The sequence below is a fragment of the Kitasatospora atroaurantiaca genome (assembly GCF_007828955.1).
Taxonomy (GTDB): Bacteria; Actinomycetota; Actinomycetes; order Streptomycetales; family Streptomycetaceae; genus Kitasatospora; species Kitasatospora atroaurantiaca.
Window position 1 is genome coordinate 7,490,019 of the sequence record NZ_VIVR01000001.1, and the last position, 23,886, is coordinate 7,513,904.

At 70.4% G+C, this 23,886-nt stretch carries 18 protein-coding genes and 3 pseudogenes; 13 read left to right on the forward strand and 8 right to left on the reverse strand.

Features of this window, described 5'->3' with window-relative positions; genetic code table 11:
- Positions 1 to 270 precede the first annotated feature (270 nt).
- Together FB465_RS33515 and FB465_RS33520 are read left to right on the forward strand one after the other, a co-directional pair.
- Positions 271 to 831, forward strand: a complete 561-nt coding sequence (locus FB465_RS33515; protein WP_145796634.1) for a LemA family protein — start codon at positions 271 to 273, stop codon at positions 829 to 831.
- Positions 831 to 2,429 carry a DUF2207 family protein gene (locus tag FB465_RS33520; RefSeq protein WP_145796635.1) on the forward strand — a complete coding sequence of 533 codons (1,599 nt, stop codon included), beginning with the start codon at positions 831 to 833 and terminating at the stop codon, positions 2,427 to 2,429. The genes FB465_RS33515 and FB465_RS33520 overlap by 1 nt, the downstream gene beginning before the upstream one ends.
- A gap of 86 nt (positions 2,430 to 2,515) precedes the next feature.
- On the opposite strand, the gene FB465_RS36090 is transcribed toward FB465_RS33520, so the two are convergent.
- Positions 2,516 to 2,710, reverse strand: a complete 195-nt coding sequence (locus FB465_RS36090; RefSeq protein ID WP_170290754.1) for a hypothetical protein — start codon at positions 2,708 to 2,710, stop codon at positions 2,516 to 2,518.
- A gap of 372 nt (positions 2,711 to 3,082) precedes the next feature.
- On the opposite strand from FB465_RS36090, the gene FB465_RS33530 reads away from it, so the two are divergent.
- Both FB465_RS33530 and FB465_RS33535 read left to right on the forward strand, forming a co-directional pair.
- On the forward strand, positions 3,083 to 4,132 hold the full coding sequence (locus FB465_RS33530) for a TIGR03617 family F420-dependent LLM class oxidoreductase (RefSeq protein WP_145796637.1): 1,050 nt from the start codon (positions 3,083 to 3,085) through the stop codon (positions 4,130 to 4,132).
- 139 nt (positions 4,133 to 4,271) lie between these two features.
- On the forward strand, positions 4,272 to 4,943 hold the full coding sequence (locus tag FB465_RS33535; protein ID WP_145797753.1) for a TetR/AcrR family transcriptional regulator: 672 nt from the start codon (positions 4,272 to 4,274) through the stop codon (positions 4,941 to 4,943).
- A 65-nt stretch (positions 4,944 to 5,008) separates the two neighbouring features.
- On the opposite strand, the gene FB465_RS33540 is transcribed toward FB465_RS33535, so the two are convergent.
- The 3 genes from FB465_RS33540 to FB465_RS33550 are packed head-to-tail and all read right to left on the reverse strand — an operon-like array spanning position 5,009 to position 7,978.
- Positions 5,009 to 5,962 (reverse strand): electron transfer flavoprotein subunit alpha/FixB family protein, encoded by a 954-nt coding sequence (locus FB465_RS33540; RefSeq protein WP_145796639.1) that lies wholly within the window; start codon positions 5,960 to 5,962, stop codon positions 5,009 to 5,011.
- A gap of 48 nt (positions 5,963 to 6,010) precedes the next feature.
- Positions 6,011 to 6,796 (reverse strand): electron transfer flavoprotein subunit beta/FixA family protein, encoded by a 786-nt coding sequence (locus tag FB465_RS33545; RefSeq protein ID WP_145788025.1) that lies wholly within the window; start codon positions 6,794 to 6,796, stop codon positions 6,011 to 6,013.
- A gap of 30 nt (positions 6,797 to 6,826) precedes the next feature.
- Positions 6,827 to 7,978 carry an acyl-CoA dehydrogenase family protein gene (locus FB465_RS33550; RefSeq protein ID WP_145796641.1) on the reverse strand — a complete coding sequence of 384 codons (1,152 nt, stop codon included), beginning with the start codon at positions 7,976 to 7,978 and terminating at the stop codon, positions 6,827 to 6,829.
- Between the two features lie 280 nt (positions 7,979 to 8,258).
- Here FB465_RS33550 and FB465_RS33555 point away from each other — a divergent pair, with 280 nt between their 5' ends.
- The 7 genes from FB465_RS33555 (at position 8,259) to FB465_RS33590 (ending at position 18,828) form a co-directional block, all read left to right on the forward strand.
- On the forward strand, positions 8,259 to 8,666 hold the full coding sequence (locus tag FB465_RS33555; protein WP_145796643.1) for a zinc ribbon domain-containing protein: 408 nt from the start codon (positions 8,259 to 8,261) through the stop codon (positions 8,664 to 8,666).
- Positions 8,667 to 8,758: 92 nt separating this feature from the next.
- On the forward strand, positions 8,759 to 9,289 hold the full coding sequence (locus FB465_RS33560; protein ID WP_145796644.1) for a GNAT family N-acetyltransferase: 531 nt from the start codon (positions 8,759 to 8,761) through the stop codon (positions 9,287 to 9,289).
- A gap of 335 nt (positions 9,290 to 9,624) precedes the next feature.
- Positions 9,625 to 11,451 carry a protein kinase domain-containing protein gene (locus tag FB465_RS37290; RefSeq protein WP_246193040.1) on the forward strand — a complete coding sequence of 609 codons (1,827 nt, stop codon included), beginning with the start codon at positions 9,625 to 9,627 and terminating at the stop codon, positions 11,449 to 11,451.
- Positions 11,452 to 11,558: 107 nt separating this feature from the next.
- Positions 11,559 to 12,398, forward strand: a complete 840-nt coding sequence (locus FB465_RS33575) for an SDR family NAD(P)-dependent oxidoreductase (RefSeq protein ID WP_145796648.1) — start codon at positions 11,559 to 11,561, stop codon at positions 12,396 to 12,398.
- A gap of 188 nt (positions 12,399 to 12,586) precedes the next feature.
- Positions 12,587 to 14,605 carry a SpoIIE family protein phosphatase gene (locus FB465_RS33580; protein WP_170290755.1) on the forward strand — a complete coding sequence of 673 codons (2,019 nt, stop codon included), beginning with the start codon at positions 12,587 to 12,589 and terminating at the stop codon, positions 14,603 to 14,605.
- A gap of 101 nt (positions 14,606 to 14,706) precedes the next feature.
- Positions 14,707 to 17,043, forward strand: coding sequence for a SpoIIE family protein phosphatase (locus FB465_RS33585; protein WP_145796651.1), 2,337 nt, complete (start codon positions 14,707 to 14,709; stop codon positions 17,041 to 17,043).
- Positions 17,044 to 17,304: 261 nt separating this feature from the next.
- Positions 17,305 to 18,828 carry a WXG100-like domain-containing protein gene (locus FB465_RS33590; protein ID WP_145796653.1) on the forward strand — a complete coding sequence of 508 codons (1,524 nt, stop codon included), beginning with the start codon at positions 17,305 to 17,307 and terminating at the stop codon, positions 18,826 to 18,828.
- Positions 18,829 to 18,977: 149 nt separating this feature from the next.
- On the opposite strand, the pseudogene FB465_RS33595 reads toward FB465_RS33590, so the two are convergent.
- Positions 18,978 to 19,286, reverse strand: a pseudogene (locus tag FB465_RS33595) (helix-turn-helix transcriptional regulator); the annotation flags it as partial.
- Positions 19,287 to 19,342: 56 nt separating this feature from the next.
- Between FB465_RS33595 and FB465_RS33600 the strand changes: the two are divergent.
- Positions 19,343 to 19,810, forward strand: a complete 468-nt coding sequence (locus FB465_RS33600) for a hypothetical protein (RefSeq protein ID WP_145796655.1) — start codon at positions 19,343 to 19,345, stop codon at positions 19,808 to 19,810.
- Entirely contained in the window at positions 19,807 to 20,379 is a 573-nt protein-coding gene (locus FB465_RS33605; protein WP_145796657.1) for an NIPSNAP family protein, read from the forward strand. Before FB465_RS33600 ends, FB465_RS33605 begins: the two co-directional genes overlap by 4 nt.
- A gap of 38 nt (positions 20,380 to 20,417) precedes the next feature.
- On the opposite strand, the gene FB465_RS33610 is transcribed toward FB465_RS33605, so the two are convergent.
- The 3 genes and pseudogenes from FB465_RS33610 to FB465_RS37775 form a co-directional block, all read right to left on the reverse strand.
- Positions 20,418 to 21,848: a tetratricopeptide repeat protein gene (locus FB465_RS33610; RefSeq protein ID WP_145796659.1), complete on the reverse strand. Its 1,431-nt coding sequence runs from the start codon at positions 21,846 to 21,848 to the stop codon at positions 20,418 to 20,420.
- A 250-nt stretch (positions 21,849 to 22,098) separates the two neighbouring features.
- Positions 22,099 to 22,821 (reverse strand): annotated as a pseudogene (locus FB465_RS37295) (Ig domain-containing protein); the annotation flags it as partial.
- A gap of 201 nt (positions 22,822 to 23,022) precedes the next feature.
- Positions 23,023 to 23,793: pseudogene (locus tag FB465_RS37775) on the reverse strand (S1 family peptidase); the annotation flags it as partial.
- Positions 23,794 to 23,886: the final 93 nt, after the last annotated feature.

Consider the following 23,886-nt stretch of genomic DNA (forward strand, 5'->3'; position numbering starts at 1 on the left):
CATCCCCGCTCACGGCATCCGGAAGAAGCTCTCGACTGCACATGCGGCGGCCTCTGCCTCAACGGCCCAACCGCCTGGACAAGCGCATCCTCAACGATCTAACGCCGTGCAGCACTGGATCACGCCGAACAAGGGCGAGGGCGGAGGCGCCCCGCCCTCGCCGCTCGCCGATAAGCGGGGAATTGTTGTCCGACAAGTCCCCTAAGATCATCCCGATCGGCCACAGGGGCTGGTCAGTGGAGTTCGGATACGTCCGGGGGTGTCGACACCATGGGTGTCATCGTGGGTGCGGGCATAGCGGTTCTGGTGCTGGCGGCGGTCTGGTGGACCGTCAGGACCTTCAACCGGCTGATCCGCCTGCGCAATCAGACCCAGGCCTCCTGGGCGCAGATCGACGTGCAGCTCAGGCGTCGCCACGATCTGATACCCAATCTGGTCGAGGCGACCCAGGGCTACGCCGCCCACGAGCGGGCCACCCTGGCGGAGGTCACCGCCGCCCGGGCGGCCGCTATCACCGGCGGGCTCGGCACCGCCGACCGCGCGCGGGCCGAGAACGCGCTCAGCACGAGCCTCACCAGGCTGTTTGCCCTGGGCGAGACGTATCCGGAGCTGAAGGCGGACGGGCGGTTCGCCGTGCTGCAGTCCGAACTCACCACCACCGAGAACAAGATCGCCTACGCGCGGCAGTTCTTCAACAGCGCCGTGCAGAGCTACAACACCGCACTGGAGACCTTCCCGGCCAATCTGGTGGCGGGCCTCGGCTCGCACGGGCCCAAGGAGTACTTCGAGGCGGACGCCGCCGCGCGCGACATCGTCGAGGTGCGGTTCTGATGGCGCGCACCCTTGCGCCCCACTGGACACCCGTCGCTCCGTCCGGCCCGCTGCCGGACTGGGCCACCCCTGCTCTGCTGACCTGGTCCGGCGCCGTGGCGACGGCGCTGTGGCTGCTGATCTACACCGTTGCGATGTTCACCACCCGCAACGGCGCGGTGGAACCCGCGCCCGCCACCCAGGAGTTGGGCCCCACCCCGGAGTCGCCGGCGGTGGTCAGCCTGCTCGGCAACCGCTGGCGCTCGGTGCGGCACGCCGCCCCGGCCATCCTGCTGGACCTCGCGGCGCGCGAGCTGATCGAGCTGCGCCAGCCGGGCGACGATCCAGCCCAGAGCACCATTCACCTGACGGTCGGTCGAGCTGGGCAACTGGCCCCCTACGAGCGCCGGGTGCTCGAGCGCGTGGCGAGTCAGGCCGGCGTCGGCGGGGCGCCGATCGGGGCGATCGCCTTCCGCGGCGAGCGGTACGCGAAGGCGTGGAACCGCGAGCTGCGCAAGGACATCATCGCCGAGGCGCGCGGGCGCGGCTTGTCCCGACCGCGCTTCGACCCACGGCTCACCAGCGGGCTGGGGGGCCTCGCCTTCGCCTGTGGGCTGCTGTTCATGTTCGCCACCGTTGCCGCCAAGCACAGAGTGGATACGCAGCTCGCCTTCGGCGTCATGGTTGTGCCCATGCTCGCACTCCTCGCCCTGCTGCAACTGTCGAAGGGCGAGCGGTCCACGCCGACCGGCCTGGTCCGGGCCGGGCACTGGTCGGGGCTGCACGCGTGGCTGCGGGCGCACGAGGAGTTCGCCGCTCTGCCGCCCGCCTCGGTGGCCCTGTGGGACCGCTACCTCGCCTACGGCACGGCGCTCGGCGTCACCAGCCGGACCAGCCGGCTGCTCGGCTTCGAATCCGGTGACCGCCGCCGGGTCTGGTCGGACTACGGCGGAACCTGGCGCCAGGTACGGGTGCGCTACCCGCTGCTGCGTCCGGCCTTCGGCGCCTCGCCACGGCAGCTGCTGCGATCGTCGGCGGCGACCGCCGGCGCCGCCGTCGGGCTCGCACTGTTCGCCTGGTACCGCTCCCCGGCCTGGGTGGCCGACTCGGCTCCCAGCCCGAGCCAGGCGGCGTCGCTGCTGGGCGGCATCTGGCTGTTCCTGCTGATATTCGCGGTGGGGGTGGCCGGGCGGTTGACGATCGTACGGTTCGTGCTGCTCCTGTTGCCGCTCAGCGCCGTCGAGTACGCCAGCCATCAGGGGTGGCTGGCCAATGCGTTGGACCACCGCGGCCCGCTGCCGGGCGAGACCGTCGCTCTGGTACTCCTCGGCGCGCTGACCGTGGCCTACCTGCTGCTCGCTGCCCTGGACCGGCTGCGCCAGCCCGCCGTGCTGACCGGCGAGGTCCTGCGAGTGGAGGCCAGGAGGAGCTCAACTGCGGCTCATTACCTTGCACTTGACGATGGCATCAGCGACCGCACCACCGCCTGGGCAGTGCCGCGTACCATGCCGGTCTTCGGGCCCGGCACCACGGTGCGAATCTCGGTCTCCCGGTTCACCCGGACCATCAGCTCCGTCCAACTCGTCACCAACACCTCGCGAACGCCGGCCAACCGCTAGGGCTCTGATCGGGTCCGCAGAGTCATGGATCAGGAGGGCCGGCAGTTAAAGCGGATCGCGCGGCGGGGCAGTACCAGTTCGTTGCGTCACCGCCGCGCGATAATGTTGCTGGCGTCGGCCGGCCCCATGGCGTCACCTGCTTCCACGGCTGCTGCTCGATGGGCGGCGACACCCAACAGGCTCACGCGTTCCCACGCCCAGTCGACGTGGAGGACGTCGGCGCGGATCCGCCGGCCGATCGGGGCGACGTCGTCCAGGGACTCGAGGTGCTCCCAGGACATCTCGGGGACGCGCAGAGGGCGCCATGTCAGCGCCCCGTGTTGCTCGAAGTTGCCCCAAGGGCCGGTCGTGGATGGACAAGAGGAATGATCACCGCCCAGCCTTCGGAGGCTCGCGCGCATCCGACAGAGCCTGCGAGTCGGCGACAGTGGGTCTTGAGTGAATGCCAGGGAAGTCTGAGCGCCGAAGGCGGTGCGTCTGCCAGGTTCAGCGGCAGAGCTCCGTGAAGAAGTGGCGGCGCCGCATCCACCCCTCTGGCGCATCGCACCGATGTTTCGCCGGCCCTCATCTGTCGCGCTACCTTTCGGATCAACCGCGACACGGCCTCCGCTCGGGGTGCCGGTACGCCCGTTTCCGCACCGGAGGACAGTTCGATGACCGAAGCCGCCCCGCCGCTCCTGCTGGACGTGACCGCCACCGGCGCGGCCGCCGGGATCCCGGCCGCCGCCCGCGCGGCCGAGCGCCGCGGGCTCGATCGGTTCATCATGTCCGAGACCTCGCACAACCCCTTCCTCCAGCTCGCCCGCGCGGCCGACCGGACGGAGTCGATCGAGCTCGGCACCGGCGTCGCCATCGCCTTCGCCCGGACGCCGATGACCCTCGCGTACGAGGCGTGGGGCCTGCACGAGGCGTCGGGAGGACGGGCCGTCATCGGCCTCGGCTCGCAGGTCAAGCCGCACATCGTGCGCCGCTTCGGCATGCCGTGGGACCGGCCGGCCGCCCGGATGAAGGAGTACATCGCGGCCGTCCGTGCGATCTGGCACAGCTGGCAGACCGGTGAACGCCTCGCGTTCCGGGGCGAGTTCTACTCGCACACTCTGATGACCCCGGTCTTCGCCCCCGACCCGATCGCGCAGGGCGCCCCGCCGATCCTGCTCGCCGGCGTCGGCCCGCTGATGAGCGCGGCGGCGGGCGCTGTCGCGGACGGCTTCATCAGCCACCCCTTCACCTCGGTCGAGTACCTGACGGGCACCGTGCTCCCCGGCGTGCGCGCCGCCCGCACCAAGGCGGAGGCCGAGGGCGCTGCCTGGACCTCGCGCCCGTTCGAGGTGGTCGGCTCGGTGCTCACCGCCACCGGCTGCACCGAGGAGGAGCTGCGGGACAACCGCCGCGCCGTACGCGAGCGGGTCGCCTTCTACGCCTCCACCCCCGCCTACCGTGCCGTCCTGGAGACCCACGGCTGGGGAGAACTCCACGACGAGCTCAACCGTTTGTCCACGCGGGGCCGCTGGCAGGAGATGGGCGAACTGATCGACGACGAGGTGTACGACACCTTCGCGGTGGCCGGGGAGCCGGCCGAGGTCGCCCGTGAGATCCACCGCCGGTACGCCGGTGTCGTCACCCGTCTCTCGGTCAGCGGACCGGACGGCGCAGATCCCGAGCTGATGCTGGACGTCCTCGCGGAGATCCGCGCCCTGGGCTGAATCCGTCCCCGCCGCTGGCACTCTGTGCCGCTCCGGCAGTGTACTGAGTGCCATTCGCGGCCGAAAATGCTAGGTTCACGGTATGACCGACGCCCAGAACCCCAGCCAGGAGACCGCCGTCGCGCCCGTGAAACCGGCCATGCGCGACGCTCTGATCGCGGCGGCCTTCCAGCTGTTCCTGGACCGTGGGTACGAGCAGACGACGATCGACGACATTGTCTCCCTGGCGGGCGTCGGCCGCCGGTCGTTCTTCCGCTACTTCCCCTCGAAGGAGGACGTGGTCTTCCCCGACCACGAGAAGTGCCTGGCGGACATGACCGACTTCCTGCAGGCGAGCGAGGACGGCGACGACCCGGTGGCGCGGGTCTGCGACGCGGCCCGCCTGGTGCTGCGGATGTACGCCGAGAACCCCACCTTCTCGGTGCAGCGCTACCGCCTGACCAAGAAGGTCCCGGGCCTGCGCACCTATGAACTGTCGGTCGTCTGGCGCTACGAGCGCACGCTCGCCGAGTACCTGCGCGCCCGGTTCTCCGCCCGCCGCGACGGTACGCTGCGCGCCGACGTGATCGCCGCTGCCGTGGTCGCCGCGCACAACCACGCGCTGCGCGCCTGGCTGCGCGCCGACGGCCAGGGGGATGCGGCGGCCGAGATGGACCGCGCCCTCGAGTACGTCACCAGTGCCTGGACGTCGAAGCAGGCCCCCTCCGGTGCCGCCGAGGAGCAGGACGACGTGGTCATCGTCATCACCAAGCGCAGTACCCCGATGTGGCGGGTCGTCAGGGACGTCGAGGCGGGCCTCGGCCAGGACTGAGAACGCGGCGAAGCCGGCCGGCAGGTGCTGCCGGCCGGCTTCGCGCTGTGCAGGCCCGGTTGCCGTCAGCCCTTGGCTTCGGCGGTGAGCTGGGGGAGGACGGTGAACAGGTCGCCGACCACGCCGTAGTCGACGAGTTCGAAGATCGGGGCCTCGGGGTCCTTGTTGATGGCCACGATGGTCTTCGAGGTCTGCATGCCGGCCCGGTGCTGGATCGCGCCGGAGATGCCCGCCGCGACGTACAGCTGCGGGGAGACCTGCTTGCCGGTCTGGCCGACCTGGTTGGTGTGCGGGTACCAGCCCGCGTCCACCGCGGCCCGCGAGGCACCGACGGCCGCGCCCAGCGCGTCCGCGAGCTCCTCGACCACGCCGAAGCCCTCCGCCGCACCCACGCCACGGCCACCGGAGACCACGATCGCGGCCTCGGTCAGCTCGGGGCGGCCGGAGGAGACCCGCGGGGTGCGGGCGACGACCGTGGCCGCGTTGCCGGTGAACGCCACCGTGACGTTCTCCACCGCGCCGGCCGCCGGGGCCGCCTCGGGGGCCACCGCGTTCGGCTTCACCGTGATCACCGGCACGCCGTGCGACACCCTCGACTTCACCTGGAACGACGCGGCGAACACCGACTGGGTGGCGACCGGACCACCGTCGCCGGCCTCCAGGTCCACCGCGTCGGTGATGATGCCCGAACCCAGCCGCAGCGCGACGCGGGCGGCGACCTCCTTGCCCTCGCCGGAGGAGGTGACGAGCACCGCGGCCGCGTCGGCGGCCTTGGCGATCTGGGCGAGCGCGTCGACCTTGGGGACGACCAGCTGGTCGGCGAACTCGGCGCCGTCGGCGACGTACACCTTGGCCGCGCCGAACTCGCCGGCCTTGGCGGCGATGTCGGCGGCGGCCGCACCGGCGCCCAGCACCACCGCGGCGGGCTCGCCGATGCGGCGGGCCAGGGTCAGCAGTTCGAGGGCCGGCTTGCGGACCACACCGTCGGCGTGGTCCACGAGAACCAGGATCTCAGCCATGATTCGTTGCTCCTGATCGATCGTGAAATTGGCGCTAACGGCGGTCGGTTAGATGAACTTCTGGGCGGCGAGGTAGGCGGCGAGCTGCTTGCCGCCCTCACCCTCGTCCTTGACGATGGTGCCCGCGGTGCGCGGCGGGCGGGCGGTGATGGTCTCCACCGCGGTCCACGCGCCGGCCAGGCCGACCTCGCCCGCGTCGATGCCCAGGTCGTCCAGGTCGTACTCGGTGACCGGCTTCTTCTTCGCCGCCATGATGCCCTTGAAGGACGGGTAGCGGGCCTCGCCGGACTGGTCGGTGACCGAGATGACCGCGGGCAGCTCCGCCTGCAGCTCCTCGGTGGCCGCGTCGCCGTCCCGGCGGCCCTTCACCGTGGTGCCCTCGACCGTCACCTCGGACAGCAGGGTCACCTGCGGCACGCCCAGGCGCTCGGCCAGCAGCGCCGGCAGCACACCCATCGTGCCGTCGGTGGAGGCCATGCCGCCGACCACCAGGTCGAACCCGGTCTTCTCCAGCGCCTTCGCGATGATCCCCGAGGTGGCGATCACGTCCGAACCGTGGATGTCGTCGTCGTTCACGTGAACGGCCTTGTCCGCACCCATCGACAGCGCCTTGCGCAGCGCGTCCTTGGCATCGTCCGGACCCACGGTCAGCACGGTCACCTCGGCATCACCGTGCGCCTCCGCGATCCGCAGCGCCTGCTCCACGCCGTACTCGTCCAGCTCCGACAGGAGGCCGTCCACGCCCTCCCGGTCGGTGGTGGTGTCGTCCGCGAAGCGACGGTCACCGGTCGCGTCGGGCACGTACTTCACACAGACAACGATCCTCAAGCTCACGGTGTCTGCTCCTTTCTGACGGAATGTTGGTTACGGGAGGTTGCGGGCCATGACGATGCGCTGGATCTGGTTGGTGCCCTCGTAGATCTGGGTGATCTTGGCGTCGCGCATCATCCGCTCGAGCGGGTAGTCGCGGGTGTAGCCGTAGCCGCCGAGGAGCTGGACGGCGTCGATGGTGATCTCCATGGCGGCGTCCGAGGCGAAGCACTTGGCCGCGGCGCCGAAGAAGGTCAGGTCGGCGTCGGTGCGCTGGGACTTGGCGGCGGCCGCGTAGGTGAGCTGGCGGGCGGCCTCCAGCTTCATCGCCATGTCGGCGAGCATGAACTGGACGCCCTGGAAGTCGCCGATCGGCTTGCCGAACTGCTTGCGCTCCTTGACGTACCCGGCCGCGTAGTCCAGGGCGCCCTGGGCGATGCCCAGCGCCTGGGCGGCGATGGTGACGCGGGTGTGGTCCAGCGTCTTCATCGCGGTGGCGAAGCCGGTGCCCTCCTCGCCGATCATGCGGTCGGCCGGGATCCGGACGTTGTCGAGGTAGACCTCGCGGGTCGGCGAGCCCTTGATGCCGAGCTTCTTCTCCGGCGCGCCGAAGGACACGCCCTCGTCGCCCTTCTCCACCACGAACGCCGAGATGCCCTTCGAGCGCTTCTCCGGGTCGGTCACGGCCATCACCGTGTAGAACTCCGACACGCCGGCGTTGGTGATCCAGCGCTTCACGCCGTTCAGCACCCAGAAGTCACCGTCGCGCACCGCGCGGGTCTTCATCCCGGCCGCGTCCGAACCGGCGTCCGGCTCCGACAGGCAGTACGAGAACATGCCCTCGCCACGCGCCAGCGCACCCAGGTACTTCTGCTTCAGCGCCTCCGAACCGGACAGCTGCACCGGCAGCGAGCCCAGCTTGTTGACCGCCGGGATCAGCGAGGAGGACGCGCACACCCGCGCGACCTCCTCGATCACGATCACCGTCGCCAGCGCGTCCGCACCCGCGCCGCCGTACTCCTCCGGGACGTGCACCGCGTGCAGGTCGTTGGCCTGCAGCGCCTCCAGCGCCTCGGACGGGAAGCGGCCCTGCTCGTCCACCTCGGCCGCGTACGGAGCGATCTTCGCCTCGGCGAGCGACCGCACCGCCTCACGGAGCATGTCGTGCTCCTCGCTGAGCCGGAAGAGATCGAAGACCTTGTCCATGGTGTGGCGCTCCAGTCCGCCCGCGCCGATCGGGCGCGTAGCGTGATCAAAGACGGTAGGGAACTCAGTTCCCCTAATAGAACACACTCTGTGCCACCTTTGCCAGTCCTGGCCGCCTGTCGCCGTGTCGATGTGGCGCCCAGGTGCCGATTTCGATGGCCGAGTGGCGTGGTAGAGGCTTGATGGTACTGAGTTCCTTTACATGGATGAACTCAGTGCCATATCGTTCCCGCGTGCCGCCGCACGCATCGGATGTCGGCCCGTCGCAGGGAGATGAACCGTGTTGCAGACCAGCCACAGCGCCGCGACGCTCGTCCAGGACCGCGAACCGGAAGCCGGCCCGCGGCTCTACTTCCAGCGCTGCCGCTGGTGCGGAACCGCTTCGTACCAGCGCCTCCTCTGCACCGGCTGCGGATCGACCGACTTCGAGATGGAGCGCAGCGAGGGCGAGGGTGCCGTCTGTATGCACCGCCACGTCAGCGCTGTCGAGGACCGGTGGCCCGTGTTCATGAGTGAGGGCTTCGTGGTGCGGTGCCGGGTCGTCGGCGCCCGGGAGGCGGTGCGGCCGGGCGTCAAGGTCCGGCTGTCGTGGACCGGCGAGTCCGACCCGGAGCCGGTGGTCGAGCTCTGGGATGCGCCGGCGGACGGCCGGCAGCCCGCCATGCCGAGGCACAACCACCCTTACTGAGACCGCCGAGCGCTCCGCCGGGTGCGCACGGCACACGGCATCCGTCGGGCGCCGATTACCGCTGCGGCTCTCGTGTTCGACAGGATGGGTGCATGACCGAGATTCACACCCCCCGACTCGTCCTCCGCCGCTGGCATGACGGCGACCTCGCCCCCATGGCGGAGATCAATGCGGATCCGGAGGTCATGCGCTGGATCGGTGACGGCTCGGTCCTCGACCTGGAGCAGACGGCGGAGGCGATCGAGCGGTGGGAGGAGGAATGGGACGAGGAGGGCTTCGGTCTCTTCGCCGTCGAACTCCTGGCTTCCGGTGAACTGGCCGGGTTCGCGGGCCTCTCCGTACCCGAGTTCCTGCCCGAGGTGCTGCCGGCTGTGGAGATCTGCTGGCGGTTCGGCCGCCAGTTCTGGGGCCAGGGTTACGCGTCCGAAGCCGCCCATGCCGTGCTGGAGTTCGCACTCGAGGACCGCGGCCTCGACCGGGTCATCAGCATCGCCCGGCTGGGCAACGAAGCCTCCGAGAACGTGATGCGCAAGCTCGGCATGGAGCCGGAGCGCGAGACGACCCACCCGGAACACGGTTTCCCGCTGCGCGTTCACGCCATCGATCTCACCGAGTACCTCTGAGCCGAGCGAGGAGCCGTCGTGGGCAGGAGTGGAGGCGAGGGATGCCGCACGCGAGCGAGCGGTTCCGCGATGAAACCCACTGACCCGATCCGGTAGGTTGTGGCCCGCACGCCGATCTGCTCGGGAGTGCTGCCCCGTCGATGACCAGGCGTCAGGAGCCTCCTCCTGACGCCGACCAGAGTGTCCGGGGAGAGGTTCGGCGGGCAATACGGGGCGGGTCCGGGGAGAGGGCGTTGGCAATGGACACGGGGGAGACCGAGCAGCTGCACGCAGGTGCGTTGCCGCGAATGGTCGGGGGCCGCTATGTCGTTCAGGCGCCTCTCGGCGAGGGTGGCATGGCGTCCGTTCACCGGGCTCACGACTCGGTGCTGGGCCGCACCGTCGCGGTGAAGATGCTGCACGCGGAGCTGGCGCGCGATCGGTCCTTCCGTGAGCGGTTCCGCCGGGAGGCCCAGGCGGTCGCCGCGCTCAGTCACCCCAACATCGTGGCGGTCCACGACAGTGGCGAGGACTCGGGTGACGCCGGCGTCGTGCAGTTCATCGTCATGGAGTACGTCCAGGGCCGCTCGCTGCCCGAACTCGTCCGGGACGCCGCCTCCGAGGGCGGCACGATCGGGCTGGATCGTGCGCTGGAGATAACGGCATCCGTCCTGGACGCCTTGGCCTGCAGCCACCGGCAGGGTCTGGTCCACCGGGACATCAAGCCCGCCAACGTCATGGTGACGGACGACGGCACCGTCAAGGTGATGGACTTCGGCATCGCCCGCGCCCTGGAGTCCGAGGCCACCTCGATGACCCGGACCGGCACGGTGCTCGGCACACCGCTGTACCTCTCCCCGGAGCAGGCGCTGGGCAAGCCTGCCGACGCCCGGTCCGACATCTACTCGGTCGGCTGCATGCTCTTCGAACTGGCCACCGGCACCCTGCCGTTCACCGGTGAGTCCACGATGAGCGTGCTCTACCAGCACGTCCAGGAGGCCCCGCCGATCCCGTCCTCGGTGAACCCGTCGCTGCCCCCGGCCGTCGACGTGATCGTGGCCCGCGCCCTGAGCAAGGACCCCGCCGAGCGGTACCCGGACGCCAAGGCCATGGCGGATGCCATACGCCGGATCACCGCGGGCCAGGCCTCCACCCGGCAACTGCCGCCGCACGAACCCCCTACCGTGACGGCCGACCAGGCCCGTACGCGGCAGCTGCCGCCGCAGGAACCTCCCACCACCGCAGACATCCGGATCACGATGTCCCCCCGATGGGGCGTCAACGATCCCCGGTTGCGGCGGACGGGGCGCGTCGCGCTGGTCTACAGCCTTCTCGTCTGGGGGTTCGCGTTCGCCGGCCTCTGCGTGGGCGCCTTCGTGCTCCTGCCGGAGATCACCTCGGGGAGCTCGCACGACGCGGGATCCCGCACCCCTGATCCGCGGGCCACCGGGGCCCTGTCCGGATGCTCCCCGTCCTCCTGGAGTGTCCCCAGTTTCACGGGCATGTCGCCCGCGGAGGCGAGGAGTTGCGCCGAGATCGCCGGACTGAAGCTGGAGGAGAACTCCACGCTCGGCAGAAAGCAGGACAAGGACACCGTGGTGGCGCAGGAGCCGGCGGCCTACCAGTCGGCCAAGTCCGGCAGCACCCTGAAGATCTGGGTGTCGAAGGGCGGCGATCCCCGGGCCGTCGGGGATCTTGCCAACTGTGAGGTCGAGGAGAGCCACGGCAAGATCTTCAATCCCACCTTCAAGGGCATGACGGCGGCCAAGGCGCGGGTGTGTGCGGACATCGCCCATCTGAAGCTCGTTGAGGCCGGGACCGTGCAGGACAAGCGCACGCCCGCCGGACAGGTGGCGAAGCAGGAGCCCGGGCCGGAGACGATCACGGCGGGCAGCACTGTCAAGGTATGGGTCTCGTCCGGAGGCGACCCCCGGGCCACGGGCACTCTCTCCGACTGCGATTCCGACGCGACCAGCGACAAGCCCGACGCACCCCACTTCGTGTACATGACGGTCGCCGACGCCCGCGCCTGTGCGGACATCGCCCATCTCAAGCTGGAGGAGCACACCGTCCCGGGCGAGACCTGGGACGCAGGGAAGGTCGTCAAGCAGGAGCCCGAGAGCTTCGCAGCGGTCGAACCGGGCAGCACCGTCAAGATCTGGATCTCCTCGGGCAAACCCTGAGCGTTGGAGCAGGCGGTCGCTCACCTGACGGCTTTTCAGGCCGTCGTGCAGCACGTCCGCATATGATCGTGTGGTCCGTACGTGCTTGCATCGGAGACTGAAAACCCATGGCCGACCAGCGAGTTGTCATTGTCACCGGCGGTGGTACGGGTATCGGTGAGGCAACCGCCCGGCTGCTACGGGCCGGAGGCCATCAGGTGATCGTCTCCGGGCGGCGACCCGGGCCGCTGCACCGAGTCGCCGAGGAGACCGGTGCCGTGGCCCACCCCTCCGACACCGCTGATCCCGGCGACGTCGCGGACCTCGTGGACACGGCCGTGTCCAGGTTCGGACGGCTCGACGGTCTCGTCCTCAACGCCGGCATCGGGCGCGGTGGCGCCGTCGGCGACCTCTCGATCGAGGACTGGGAGGCCGTCATGCGGATCAATCTCACCGGCCCCTTCCTGCTCCAGCGGGCCGCGCTGCCCCACCTGCTGGAAACGCGAGGGTCGGTCGTCGCAGTCGCCTCCGTGTCAGCCCTGCGCAACGGATTCGGCAATGCCGCGTATGCGACCTCCAAGGCCGGGTTGCTTCAGCTCTGCCGCTCTCTTGCGGTCGACTACGGTCACCGCGGGCTACGGGCGAATGTCGTGTGCCCGAGCTGGGTGCGTACCCAGATGGCCGACCGGCGGATGACACGGTTCGCGGATGAGGAGGGGATGGGCGGTGACACCGAGGCGGCCTACGAGGAGGCAACCCGTCTCACCCCCGCCCGCCGCCCCGGCGAGCCGCACGAAGTCGCCGAGGTCATCAGCTGGCTGCTCTCGCCCGCCGCGAGCTTCGTCAACGGCGCGGTCCTGACGGTCGACGGCGGGATCACCGCGCTCGATCCCGGGACGGCCGCCTTCGACTTCCACATCGAACCGCGCCGCGGCGGTACGCCCTCAGCCGATACAGAGCGTCACTGACGCCCTGAGTTCCCCGCGCCGGACCCACCCCCGCCCGGCACCCCGGCCGGGCGGCCTCCGCGGTCGCACCACGCGGCACGTGCACGTGACGGCATGCGCTTCGCCGGTGCGTCTCGTAGCGTCGGACGAGAGTGGTCACCCCGGGGCCGCGCGGCCCGCGCACCGAGCCCGAGAGGAGCGCGCAGCCCGTGGACGCCGTCGAACCGAAGTTGGTACCGGAGGTCTTCGACACGGCCGTCGTGTCGGTCGCACTGCTCCGCGGCCCCGAGCACCGGCTGGTCTACTACAACGACGCCTTCCGCCGGCTGTTCGGCCCCCGGACCATCGACGCCCCGGCAGCAGAGGCCTTCGCCGACGAGCAGGCAGCGCCGTTCATCACCCTGCTGGACCAGGTCTACGAAGACGGCCTGGCCCGCCAGGTGACCTCCCCGAGAGCCAGTGCCGGAACCGCCCCGGGCGCCCCGGGACCCCGCTACTTCGTCTACAGCTGCACGTCCGTCGCCTCCCGTCACGGACGCGGCGTCCTGGTCGTCGCGGTGGACACCACCACCGAGGTCGTGGCGGCCGAACGCGCCGAGGAGCTGTCCCAGCAGCGCCAGCAGGCGCTGGAACGCTACGAGGCGCTCGTCTCGGCGGTGTCCCAGATGGTCTGGCTGCTGCGCCCCGACGGGTCGATGACCGAGCTCGTGGAGGGCTGGGAGGACTTCACGGGCTCCCCTTGGCGGCCCGTGATGGACCAGGGGTGGCTGGAGCTCATCCACCCCCGGGACACCGCGAGGCTGGTCCAGGCCTGGGCGGACGCGGTCGCCGGTCCGCCGGCGATGTTCGAGGCCACCTTCCGGGTGCTGACCGCCTCCGGCGAGTACCGGCACGTCAGGTCCCGTGCCGTGCCGGTGCTGCGCGAGGGCCGGGTCGCGGAGTGGATCGGGGCGACCGCCGACATGGAGGACGAGTGGCGTGCCCGGCTGCGCGAGCGGCTGCTCGCCCGGGTGTCGGCGGCACCGGGCCAGCACCTGCGGGGCGTCTTCGCGGCGATGGCGGAGGCCGTGGTGCCCGACCTCACCGACGCCTGCGCGGTGTTCCGCCTGCCGGACGGTGACGGCCAGGCCGCGGAGGACGTCATCGCGACCCGGGTCGCCTCGGCCGCCCGCCCGGGGCTGCCCGCCCTGCCCGCGCTCCACAGCCAGAGCTACCGGGTCGGGCCGGTGGCCCGCGAGGTCATCGACAGCCGCCTGCCCAGGCTGCTGACCTTCGCGGCCGGGCATCCCCCCGATGGCGTCCTGCCGGACGTCTCGGTGCGCTGGCTGGCCGCAGCCGAGGCCACCAGCCTCGTGCTGGTACCGATCGTGGTCGACTCCGCGGTTGTCGCGTTCGCCGCGGCGGCCGGCTGCGGCGACAGCCCGCCCCCGAGTGCCGCGGACATCGCCCTGCTGACCGAGGTGCTCCAGCAGGCGCAGAAGGCGTTACGGGACGCCCTGGAGCACCAGCACACCCGGCGCATGGCGCTCATCCTGCAGCGGGCCCAGCTGACCCCCGCTCCTTCGGTGCCCGGCGCGGACGTCGCAGCCCGGTACCAGCCGGCCAGCACCACCGCCGAGATCGGCGGGGACTGGTACGACGCCTTCTTCCTGCCGGACGGCACCCTGGCGCTGGCCATCGGCGACATTGCCGGTCACGACCTCACCGCGGCCACCGCGATGGGCCAGCTGCGCAGCATGCTGCGCGCGCTCGCCTACAACAGCAACCGGCCCGCCACCCCGGCCGATATCCTCGCGCAGCTCGACCGGGCCGCCGAGGGTCTGGACGTCGCTCCGTTCGTCACCATCGTCCTCGTCCACCTCGTCCTGCGTGCCGACGGCTGGCACGCGGTCTGGGCGAACGCCGGGCACCCGCCACCGCTGCTGATCCCCGCCGACGGCCCTGCCCGTTACCTGGCAGGCCGCCGGGCCGACCTGCCGCTGTGCGTGGACCCGGACACCGGCCGCAGCGTCCACCGGCGGACCTTCGGCGCCGGAGACACCCTGCTGCTGTACACCGACGGCCTGGTCGAGACCCCCGAGGCAGGCCTGACCGAAGGCCTCGACCGTCTGGCGGCCACGGCGACAGCCGCCCGCCACCTGCCGGTCGAGGAGCTCTGCGACGAGCTGCGCAGGGTGGGGGACCGCCGGGACGACATCGCGCTGCTCGCCTTCCGACCCCGGATCTGACCGCCCCGCCGGCGGCCGACGGGAACGCGCCGTACCGGCATCCGATGCAGGATGAGGAGAGTGGACCGGCTCGCCCGCCGACCGCGTGAGGTGCGCACACCATGGACAACTACCGCCACCCGTTCATCGGGAGCATGGCAGCGGCCGTCGTGGACACCGAGGGCGTCGTCGTGAGCTGGACCGAGGCGGCGGAGGAGCTGCTCGGCCGGCCGGCCGGTGAAGTGTGCGGCCGACGGATGAGCGAACTGCTGGCCGACCCGAGCCACTGGGCCGCCCTCGCGGCCGGCCGGGCCGGCACGGCGGCGCTGTTGGACGGGCGCGGCCACGCGACGGACGTCGCTTTCCGGGTGCTGCCCCTGATCGAGGACGGCCCCGGGCGTTACCTGGTGATCGGCGCGCCGGCCGCGGAGGTGGCCCGCTGGCGCGAGGACGACGCCTTCACCCGGGAGCTCTTCCTGCAGGACCGGATCGGTCTGGCGGTGTTCGACGAGGAGCTGCGGCTCACGCGGACCAACACCCACCTGCTCCCGTACACAGGTGTTCCAGGCGATCTGAGGGGCCGGCGTCTCGCGGACTTCCTGCGGGCCGAGGACGCCGAGGCGATCGAGAGCCTGCTGCGGGAGGTACTGCAGACCGGCCGGCCGCTGGCGCTGCCCGAGGCACTGGTGCGGACCGTCGTCGACCCGAAGGGTGGGCGCGTGATGGGGATATCCGCGTTCCGCCTCCAGGCGGACGGCGACAAGCCGGTGGGGGTGACCGCCCTGTTCACCGACATCACCGAGCTCGGCCGGTCCCGTCGGCGGCTCGAGCTGTTGCACGGTGCGACCGCGGCGGTCGGCGGCTCGCTGTCCGTCACCGGCACCTGCGCGGACCTCGCGGCGGTCCTCGTCCCGGGCCTGGCGGACGCCGTCGTCGTCGAGGTCGCGGAGGCCGTCCTCAACGGCGACGAACCCGAGCACGCCCGAGCCGGACCGCTCACCCTGCGCCGCACGGCCGTGGCGGGCGCCGCCGCCGGACTCCTGCCGACCGGTGTCCCCGTCGTTGTGGACCGGGCGGAGTCCTCGGAGCCGACGCTGGAGGAGGACGCCGGCCGACCCGCCATGACGGTGGCCCTGCGGGCCCGGGGGATCATGCTGGGCCGGATCCGCGTCCACCACGAGCAGGGCTCGGAAGGCTACGAGGGCGCCGATCTGCAGCTGCTCCAGGAGATCGCCTCCCGGGCGGCCCTCGCGCTCGACAACGCCCGCCGCTACACCCGTGAGCACCGCGCCGCCGTCAGCCTCCAGCGCAGCCTGCTGCCACCCGCCGCGACCGACACACCGGCCGCGGTCACGGCCAGCGTCTACCTCCCCACCGGCACCGGTGACGGCGGAGTCGGCGGCGACTGGTTCGACGTGATCCCGCTGTCCTCGGCCCGGATCGCCCTGGTGGTCGGTGACGTCGTGGGCCACGGCCTGGAGGCGGCCGCGACGATGGGACGGCTGCGCACGGCCGTCCGCACTCTTGCCGACCTCGACCTGGCGCCCGACGAACTGCTGGTCCACCTCGACGACCTGGTCGCCCAGCTGGTGGTGGAGGCCGACCAGGGCGGGGACGGCGTCCACCGCGAACCGGCCCCGGCCGGCGCGACCTGCCTGTACGCCGTCTACGACCCGGTCTCGCGCCGCTGTGTGATGGCGAGTGCCGGTCATCCGCCGCCCGCGATGGTCCACCCGGACGGCGCCGTCGGGTACGTAGAGCTCAGCCCCGGGCCGCCGCTGGGCGTCGGCGGCTTCCCGTTCGAGGTTACGGAGATCGAACCGGCCGCCGGCAGCGTGCTGGTCCTGTACACCGACGGTCTCATCGGCGGCGGCGAGGGCGACCTGGACGAGGGCATGGCCGCGCTGCGGACCAGGCTCGACCGCGCCCGGGTGACGACCCGCCGGCTCGCCGAGGCCGGACGGGAGATCACCCAGAGCCTGCCGGTCCACCGCCTGCCGGACGATGTGACCCTCCTGCTCGCCCGGACCCGGGTCCTACCCACGGACGACACCGCTGCCTGGGACCTCGACCCCGAACCGGCAGCGGTGTCCCGGATCCGCGAGGCGGTGGCGGAGCAACTGGAGCGGTGGGGCCTCGACAGCCTGGTCTTCACCACCGAACTGGTGGTGAGTGAGCTGGTCACCAATGCCATCCGCTACGGCGGCGGCCGGGTCGGGGTCCGATTGATCCGGGTGGAGCGGCTGATCTGCGAGGTCTCGGACCCGAGCAGCACCCAGCCCAGGATGCGCCGGGCCCGTCTCACCGACGAGGGCGGCCGCGGCCTCTACCTGGTCGCCCAGCTCACCAACAGGTGGGGAAGCCGCCACACCGACCAGGGCAAGACCATCTGGACCGAGCAGGAGATCCCCGGACCGAACGCCGGGACCTGGCCCGGCGCGAGCCCGCCGACCGAGTAATCAAGGGCCCGCCGGCGACCGGCTCTCGGCCCCCTCGTCCCACGAAGAGCCGCAGCGCGGGCTCGCGAAGGCAAGACCGTGAGGCTCCTCCCTCGGTGACCTCGACATCCTGAACAATGTCGCTTCCCGAATGTCAGTGGCAGCTGTGATGATTCACCAGTGGACCACGTCGTCATCACCCGGTAGTGACAACTGGGTTCAATGTGTATCGTCGCCGTGTGCGATCAGTCGCACATCAGGGAGCAGCTGGGGGGCAGCAGCATGGCAGTGGAGTTACCGTCGGAACTTCAGTTCGTTCTTGAACTGCTGGGACTGAAGTGGCCACAGGCGAACGAGGACGAGCTGGTCAAACTCGCGGATCAGCTCACGAAGCTGGCCTCGACCATCGACTCGACCCAGATGGCCGCCGACAAGGCTCTCACCAGGCTGGGCGAGGTCTACCACGGTGCCTCCGCGGACAAGCTCGCCGAGCTGTGGGGAAGCATCTCGAAGTACTCCGGCATGGTGGTGGAGGCCTGTGGGACCACCGCCAAAGCACTCAACGCGGCTGCGCTGGTCATCGAGGTGTGCAAGGGCGAGACCTTGGCCCAGCTGGTCACCACTCAGGCAGAGTTGGCGGCAGCCTCGTCGACCGGTCCTTGGAGCACCGCGGCCGTCATCAGGATCGCCAAGGAGATCGTCTCCCGGATCCTGGAGCAGGCGGTGGCCAAGCTCGGCAAGGCACTGGCCGAGCCGGTGAGCGACCTGGCGGAGACCGCCGTCAGGAAGGTGACCGGCAGCGCCGTGGCGGGGTCGAACGGCCAGGGATTCGGCGTGGACCTGGCCCAGCTGGGCGCGTGTGCGCTCGAACTGCGGCACCATGCCGACGACATGGACACACAGGGCAACTCGTTCCGGCGGATCGTCGACGGCCTGGACGTGGGGAATCCCGGCGACATGTTCGGCAAGCTGGCGGTCGCCGCGGCCGAGCAGATCGCCAAGAGCGTCGGTGAGGAGGTGCTCAAGCGGGTGCTCGGCTCGTTCCGGGACACCGCCAACCGGATGGATCTGGTGGCCCGCAACCTGACGGAGAACGAGGACACCCACACCCGCGAGATGAACGGCGGTATGGCCTGGCAGACCCCGACCGGTCCCGGCGGGCTCCGGCTGGCCGGCGGAGCGGGTGGCCCGGCCTCCGGCGGCAGCCACGATGCCGGCCTCGCGGCGTTCGAAGGCTTGCGTCCCAAGCTCGGCCAGATCGGCGCAGGCGGGGCAGGCGGAGCGGACGGCCACGGTGGCCTCCACGGTGGGCTCAACGTCCTCGGCGGCATGCGTGGCCCGCAGGCGGGCGTGCCCGCACAGGCCCTGGGTGAGGGAGGATCCGATCTTTCAGCCGCCGTGCCCCGGCAGCAACTCGGCCTGCCCGGCGGACTCGGCCGCGTCTCCACGACTCAGGAGAACGGTCGAGCGGTCTCCCGGAAGAACCTCGAGGCCGACGGCGGTCGTGTGGGAGCGGAACAGAGCGGTGGTGCCCGCCAGCCGGTCATGCAGACCCCCGGAATGCTCGGTCCGGTCCAGTTGGGTCAGGGAGCCGGCGGCAGCACCCCCCGGGGTCAAGGAGCCGGAGGCCAGATACGCGCCGGAGCAATGGCCCAGCAGCGCAGCGAGTCCCGCACACGCCGGGACGCCTCCGGCGGAGACCCCACGGAGCTCCTCGCCGAAGCCCCTGGTGCCGATCCGGCTCACGGTCTCGGGCAGCTCGGGCGCATCTTGCCCACCCGGACCGACCAGCCCGACGACGCGTGAGCCGTCGGTGAGGAAGCGCATCGGGTCCTACACGGGTGTGCGGGTCTCGGGTGGGTTGCGAGGGTGCGGCCGGCCGGTGCCCCGGTCGGGAGAACCCTGTGCCCAGGGGGTCAACCCTCGTAGCGGGTGGCCAGGGTCCGTACGGTCCCGGCGATGCGGTTGCGGAGTTCGGCCGGTGCCATCACCTCGATGTCGGTGCCCAGCCGCAGGAACTCTCCGTGGGCCTGAGCCTCGTCCGCGGTCAGTCCGGTGAGCCGGGTCCGGTAGCCGTCGACCAGCCGGTAGCCGCCCGCGTGTCCAGCGGCGCCGTACAGCGGGATACCGGCGGCGCCGAGCGCCTCGACGTCCCGGTAGACCGTACGGACGGAGACCTCCAGTTCCTCGGCCAGCTGCTGGGCCGTCATCCGGCCCCGGTTCTGGAGCAGCAGAAGCAGGGTGACCAGTCGGCTCGCGCGCATGCCGCTCAGTATCCACTGACAGTGGATGTCAGGAGAGTGCCCATAGCCTGCGGCGCATGGACGACTTCGACTTCCTGCACGGCTCCTGGGACGTGGCCAACCGCCGTCTCACCGCACCGCTCGGCTCAGGCCCCGCGACCTGGGTGGAGTTCCCCGGTCACGCGGTGGTCCGGCCGCTGTTCGGGGGTGCCGGAAACATCGACGAGATCACCTTCCCCACGCTCGGCCGCCAGGGCGTGACCCTGCGGCTGTTCGACCGCGAGACGGGGCGCTGGTCGATCCATTGGTCCGACAGCCGGACGGGCCGACTGGATCCGCCGGTGGTTGGCGGCTTCACCGGCGACCGCGGTGACTTCCACGGTGAGGACACCTACGACGGCCGCGCGATCCGGGTGCACTTCACCTGGCACCGCCTCGGCCCGGACACCGCCCGCTGGGAGCAGGAGTTCTCCGCCGACAACGGCCGCACCTGGGAGCTCAACTGGACCATGGACCTCACCCGCACCGGGCGCGCCGGCGCATGAGCATCGTCGAACTCCGGCAGTACACCCTGCACCCCGGAGCCCGGGAGACGCTGATCGAGCTGTTCGAGCGCGAGTTCGTGATCGGCCAGCAGTCGGTCGGCATCACCGTCGGCGGCCGATTCCGCGACCTGGCCGACCCGGACCGCTTCGTCTGGCTGCGCGCGTTCCCCGACATGACGCGCCGTCGGCGCTCGCTGGAGGCCTTCTACACCGGCCCGGTCTGGCGGGAGCACCGCGACGCGGCCAACGCCACGGTGATCGACAGCGACGACGTCCTGCTGCTGCGCGGCCCGGGCTTCACACCGGAGCCGGGCACCCGTGAGGTGGTCGCGACCGTCTGCCATCCGTCCGACGCGGCCGCCTTCGACGCGTACGCCGCCCGGCACCTGGGCCCGGGCCAGGCGCTGCACCGCACCGAGCACGCCGAGAACGACTACCCCCTCCTGCCCGTCCGCACCGGGGAGGACGTCCGGGTCTGGTTCGGCCGGACGGAGCCACCACCCTGGCCGACCCGGCGGCTGCGGCTCGAACCCGTGACGACCTGGCCGGCCTCGCTTTCACAGAGCTGACTGTCCGACAGATGATCAGGTGAAGCAGAAACGCGAGGCTAGGGGAACGGCGTGGAAGGAGCCGAGTTCAGGGCGTCGTCGACGCGCTTCCAGAAGGCCTGGAAATCCGCCGGAGCGCCTCGATCCTCGGAGTACTGGGCGGAATGTGCCTTCAGTACCTCCATGTACTCCGGGGTGAGAATGACGAAGAACTCCCACCGGTTGTCCCCGCTCACCGCCGGAACGGCGCGGTTGCGCCCCTTGGCCAGTTCACGTGAGATCATCTTGAGGTCGAGCAGGTACTCGGGAAGCCGGCTCCCCGCGGGCGGGTTCTCCTGCATCTGCTCGGCGAGGCTGTCGAGCAAGGACTTCATCCAGTCGTAGTCCTGGAAGTCCAGTTCGATGGTGTAGGTGAGCTCCTGCGAACCGACCCTGTTCTCCCGCATCTTCTGGCACCACACCGGAGCCAGTTCCTGGGCGGACGCGGCCGTACGCGGATCGGCGCTCAACCGCGCTGCGAATGCTCGCAGATTCCCGTCGCCGATGCTTTCCTGGTACTCGAAGGCGACGGCCGGAAGGGCGACCCGTGTGGGTTGCAGTGTGCTGAAGTGCCCGAGGATGACCGCCTGCTCGTTCTCGGTCAGCGTTCCCCATTCGCCATGGGGGCCACCACACGCATCGGCGAGTTCGAACAGGCAGGCCGCGAAAGCACTGGCCTCGTTGCCTTGCCATTCCTGCTCGATCCAGTGCTCGAAGGCTGACTGGGCGTTCACAGGCTTCTCTCCCATCGGCTCTCGTCGAGCCGTGGCTCGATGCTTCCCGTCGTCGAACTGCTTCCTGCCGGCCAGCGCGCCGAGCCCGAGGGAAAGTCTCTTCTGTAGGCCGTCATACCGCGAACGAGCTGTCTGGTGACCGGCGTCGGCCGCCTTCTTGTACCATTTCAGCGCTTCGGTCGGGTTGCCGAGCCGCTCCTCGAAGAGAGTTCCCAGGAAGAGCGCGCCAAAAGTGCTGCCGAGCTGCGCGGACCTCATGTACCAGTGCATGGCCGTTTCGAGCTCTGCGGCAGACGGCTCCTCCGGCATCTCCCCTCGCAGTCTGGCGCGCATGCGGCCTTCGGCTATGAGGCCCAACCGGGCCATCGCGTCGGCGTTCCCGGCACCTGCGGCCAGACGGTGGAGTTGTTCGATCCTGGGCAGGTTCTCGGTCCCGTCGCCGTCGCTCCACTCCATCTCCAGTCGGCAGGCGGCCTCGTAGGCTTCTTCGGCCTGCGCCTCGGTGAGGAGTCCGTCCGGCAGGGCGAAGGATTCGGGTGGCGGTGGCAGCTGTGGCGGAGTCGAGAGGTTGCTGGGGAATTCGAAATGGTAGTGAATCCCTCCCATGACAAGTCCGGCCTGCACGACCGACATCGACACCGCTGTCCCGACGGAGATCTCGTTACGAACCACGCCCGGCGCGGCGGCGGCCGCCTGATTCTGCGCCGCCTCGTCCATGAGGTCACCTCACTCGCTGCGCTTCCGTTCAGCGTCGCCGATGTCACATGCTGGTGATGGGCCGAACGGACGCGCCGACGGCGCCCGTGCAGGGAGGCTACCCGCGTCAACCATGGTGCGAGGCACCAGTTCTGGCCAACCTGGTGCAGCGCCGCATTGATCCTCCTGGCCCGCAGAAGACTTCGGCCCCTCGCCCGGAGTCGGGAGAGGGGCCGAAGCCGTCCGCCCGGAAGCGATCAGCTGGTTGGGGTCAGCTGGTCTGGATCGAGGTGTCGTCGATCACGAAGCTCGTCTGCAGCGAGGAGTCCTCGGTGCCGTTGAACTTCAGGGTGACCGTCTGGCCCGCGTAGGAGGAGAGGTCGAAGGTCTTCTGCGCGTAGCCGGTGGCCGCGTTGACGTTGGAGTACGAGGCCAGCGTGGTGCCGTTGGCCGTGACGGTCAGCTTGTCGTAGACGGTGGAGCCGGTCTCAGCGGTGTCGATGTGGAGCCAGAAGCTGAGGGTGGCCTTGCAGCCCGCCGGGATGGTCACCGACTGCGAGGCGCTGTCCGTGTGGGTGGAGCCGTAGCCGTTCAGCCAGGCCTTCCAGGAGCCGCCGTGCGCGGCCTGGCTGCTGCTGTTGTCGACGACGCCGCTGGTCGTCGTCCACGGGGCGGCGGTGCCGGTCTCGAAGCCGGCGTTGCCGAGAAGTTGGGCCGGGGTGCAGGTGCCGCCACCGGTGCTGACCGTCCAGGTGAAGCCGGTGGAGCCGGTCTTGTTGGCCGCGTCCTTGGCGGTCACGGTCACGTTGTACGTGCCCGCGGCGGTCGCGGTGCCGGTGATCAGGCCGCTGGAGCTGATCGACAGGCCGGTCGGCAGGCCGGTGGCGGTGAAGGTCAGCGGGGCGGTGCCGCCGCTCGCCTGGATCTGCAGGTTGGCGGAGGAGTTCACCGTGGTGGACTGGTTGCCCGGGTTGGTCACCGAGACGGCGGTGCCCGCCGGCTTCGTCAGAAGGCAGCCGCTGACGCTGAGGTCGATGGCGCGGCCGGCGCCGAGGCAGGTGGTGAACCAGTAGGTCTCTTCGCCGTAACTCTGGCCCTTGGTGGCCGTGGTGGTGCCGTCGGCCGCGACCTCGCACGGGTTGTTGAGCGTGCACATCGCGCCATCGTCGTTACCGGTGTTGTTGATGCCGACGACCCTCTTGGTGGTGGCGTCGACGATCGGCGAACCGGAGGTGCCGTGGGTGGTGTTGCAGCCGGAGCTGTAGCGGATCGAGTCGTGCCAGGTCCACTGGTCCTCGCGCAGGGTGTCGACGAACCCGTTGACGGAGCAGTTCCACACCTGCTTCCAGTACGAGGACGGTATGAACATCGAGGAGCCGTTGGCCGGGTGCGTGTCGCTGATCGTCAGCGCCGTCGTGCCGTACTTGGTGCTGATGGACGCGTAGGTGTCGGTCAGCTGGTAGAGGGCGACGTCGGTGCCCGTCATGGTCGCGTAGAGCACCTTGTCCGCCTGGACGGTGCCCAGCGAGGTGCCGGCCCCGTTGAGCAGCGTGCCGGTTCGGCTGCTGCTGGCGTTCTGGATCACCTGGCCGGCGGTCGGCATGGTCGGCAGGCAGTGCCCGTTGGTGAGCATCAGGGCCCGGTCGGTGTCGACCGACGAGGGGTAGCGCACGAGCGATGCGGAGCAGTTGCTCAGTGCGATGGTGGCCGTCAGATCGCCTGCCTGGACGGCCTGTGCGGGCGTGGCGGCGGTTAACACGCCGGCGACGATCGCGGCCGTGCCGAGTCCGGCGGCAAGTCTCTTGAACATGACTCTCCTTGTGGGGGATTGCCGGGCGTACGACCGGTTGCGAACGCCCAGGCCGCACGAAACTGCCATGACCGCATCAATGAGGTCAACTGTTCGGGCGGAATTAGTTGTTGGGTCCTCCGTCTCACCGGCCGACGGTTCGCCGGAAGCGGCCATGCCTTCGGCGGGTGCGCTGCCACCCGCGCGTCAATCGGGCGTACGCCTGGCAGAAAGGTGACGATTGATCCGCCGGGGATGGGGGAGTGTGCC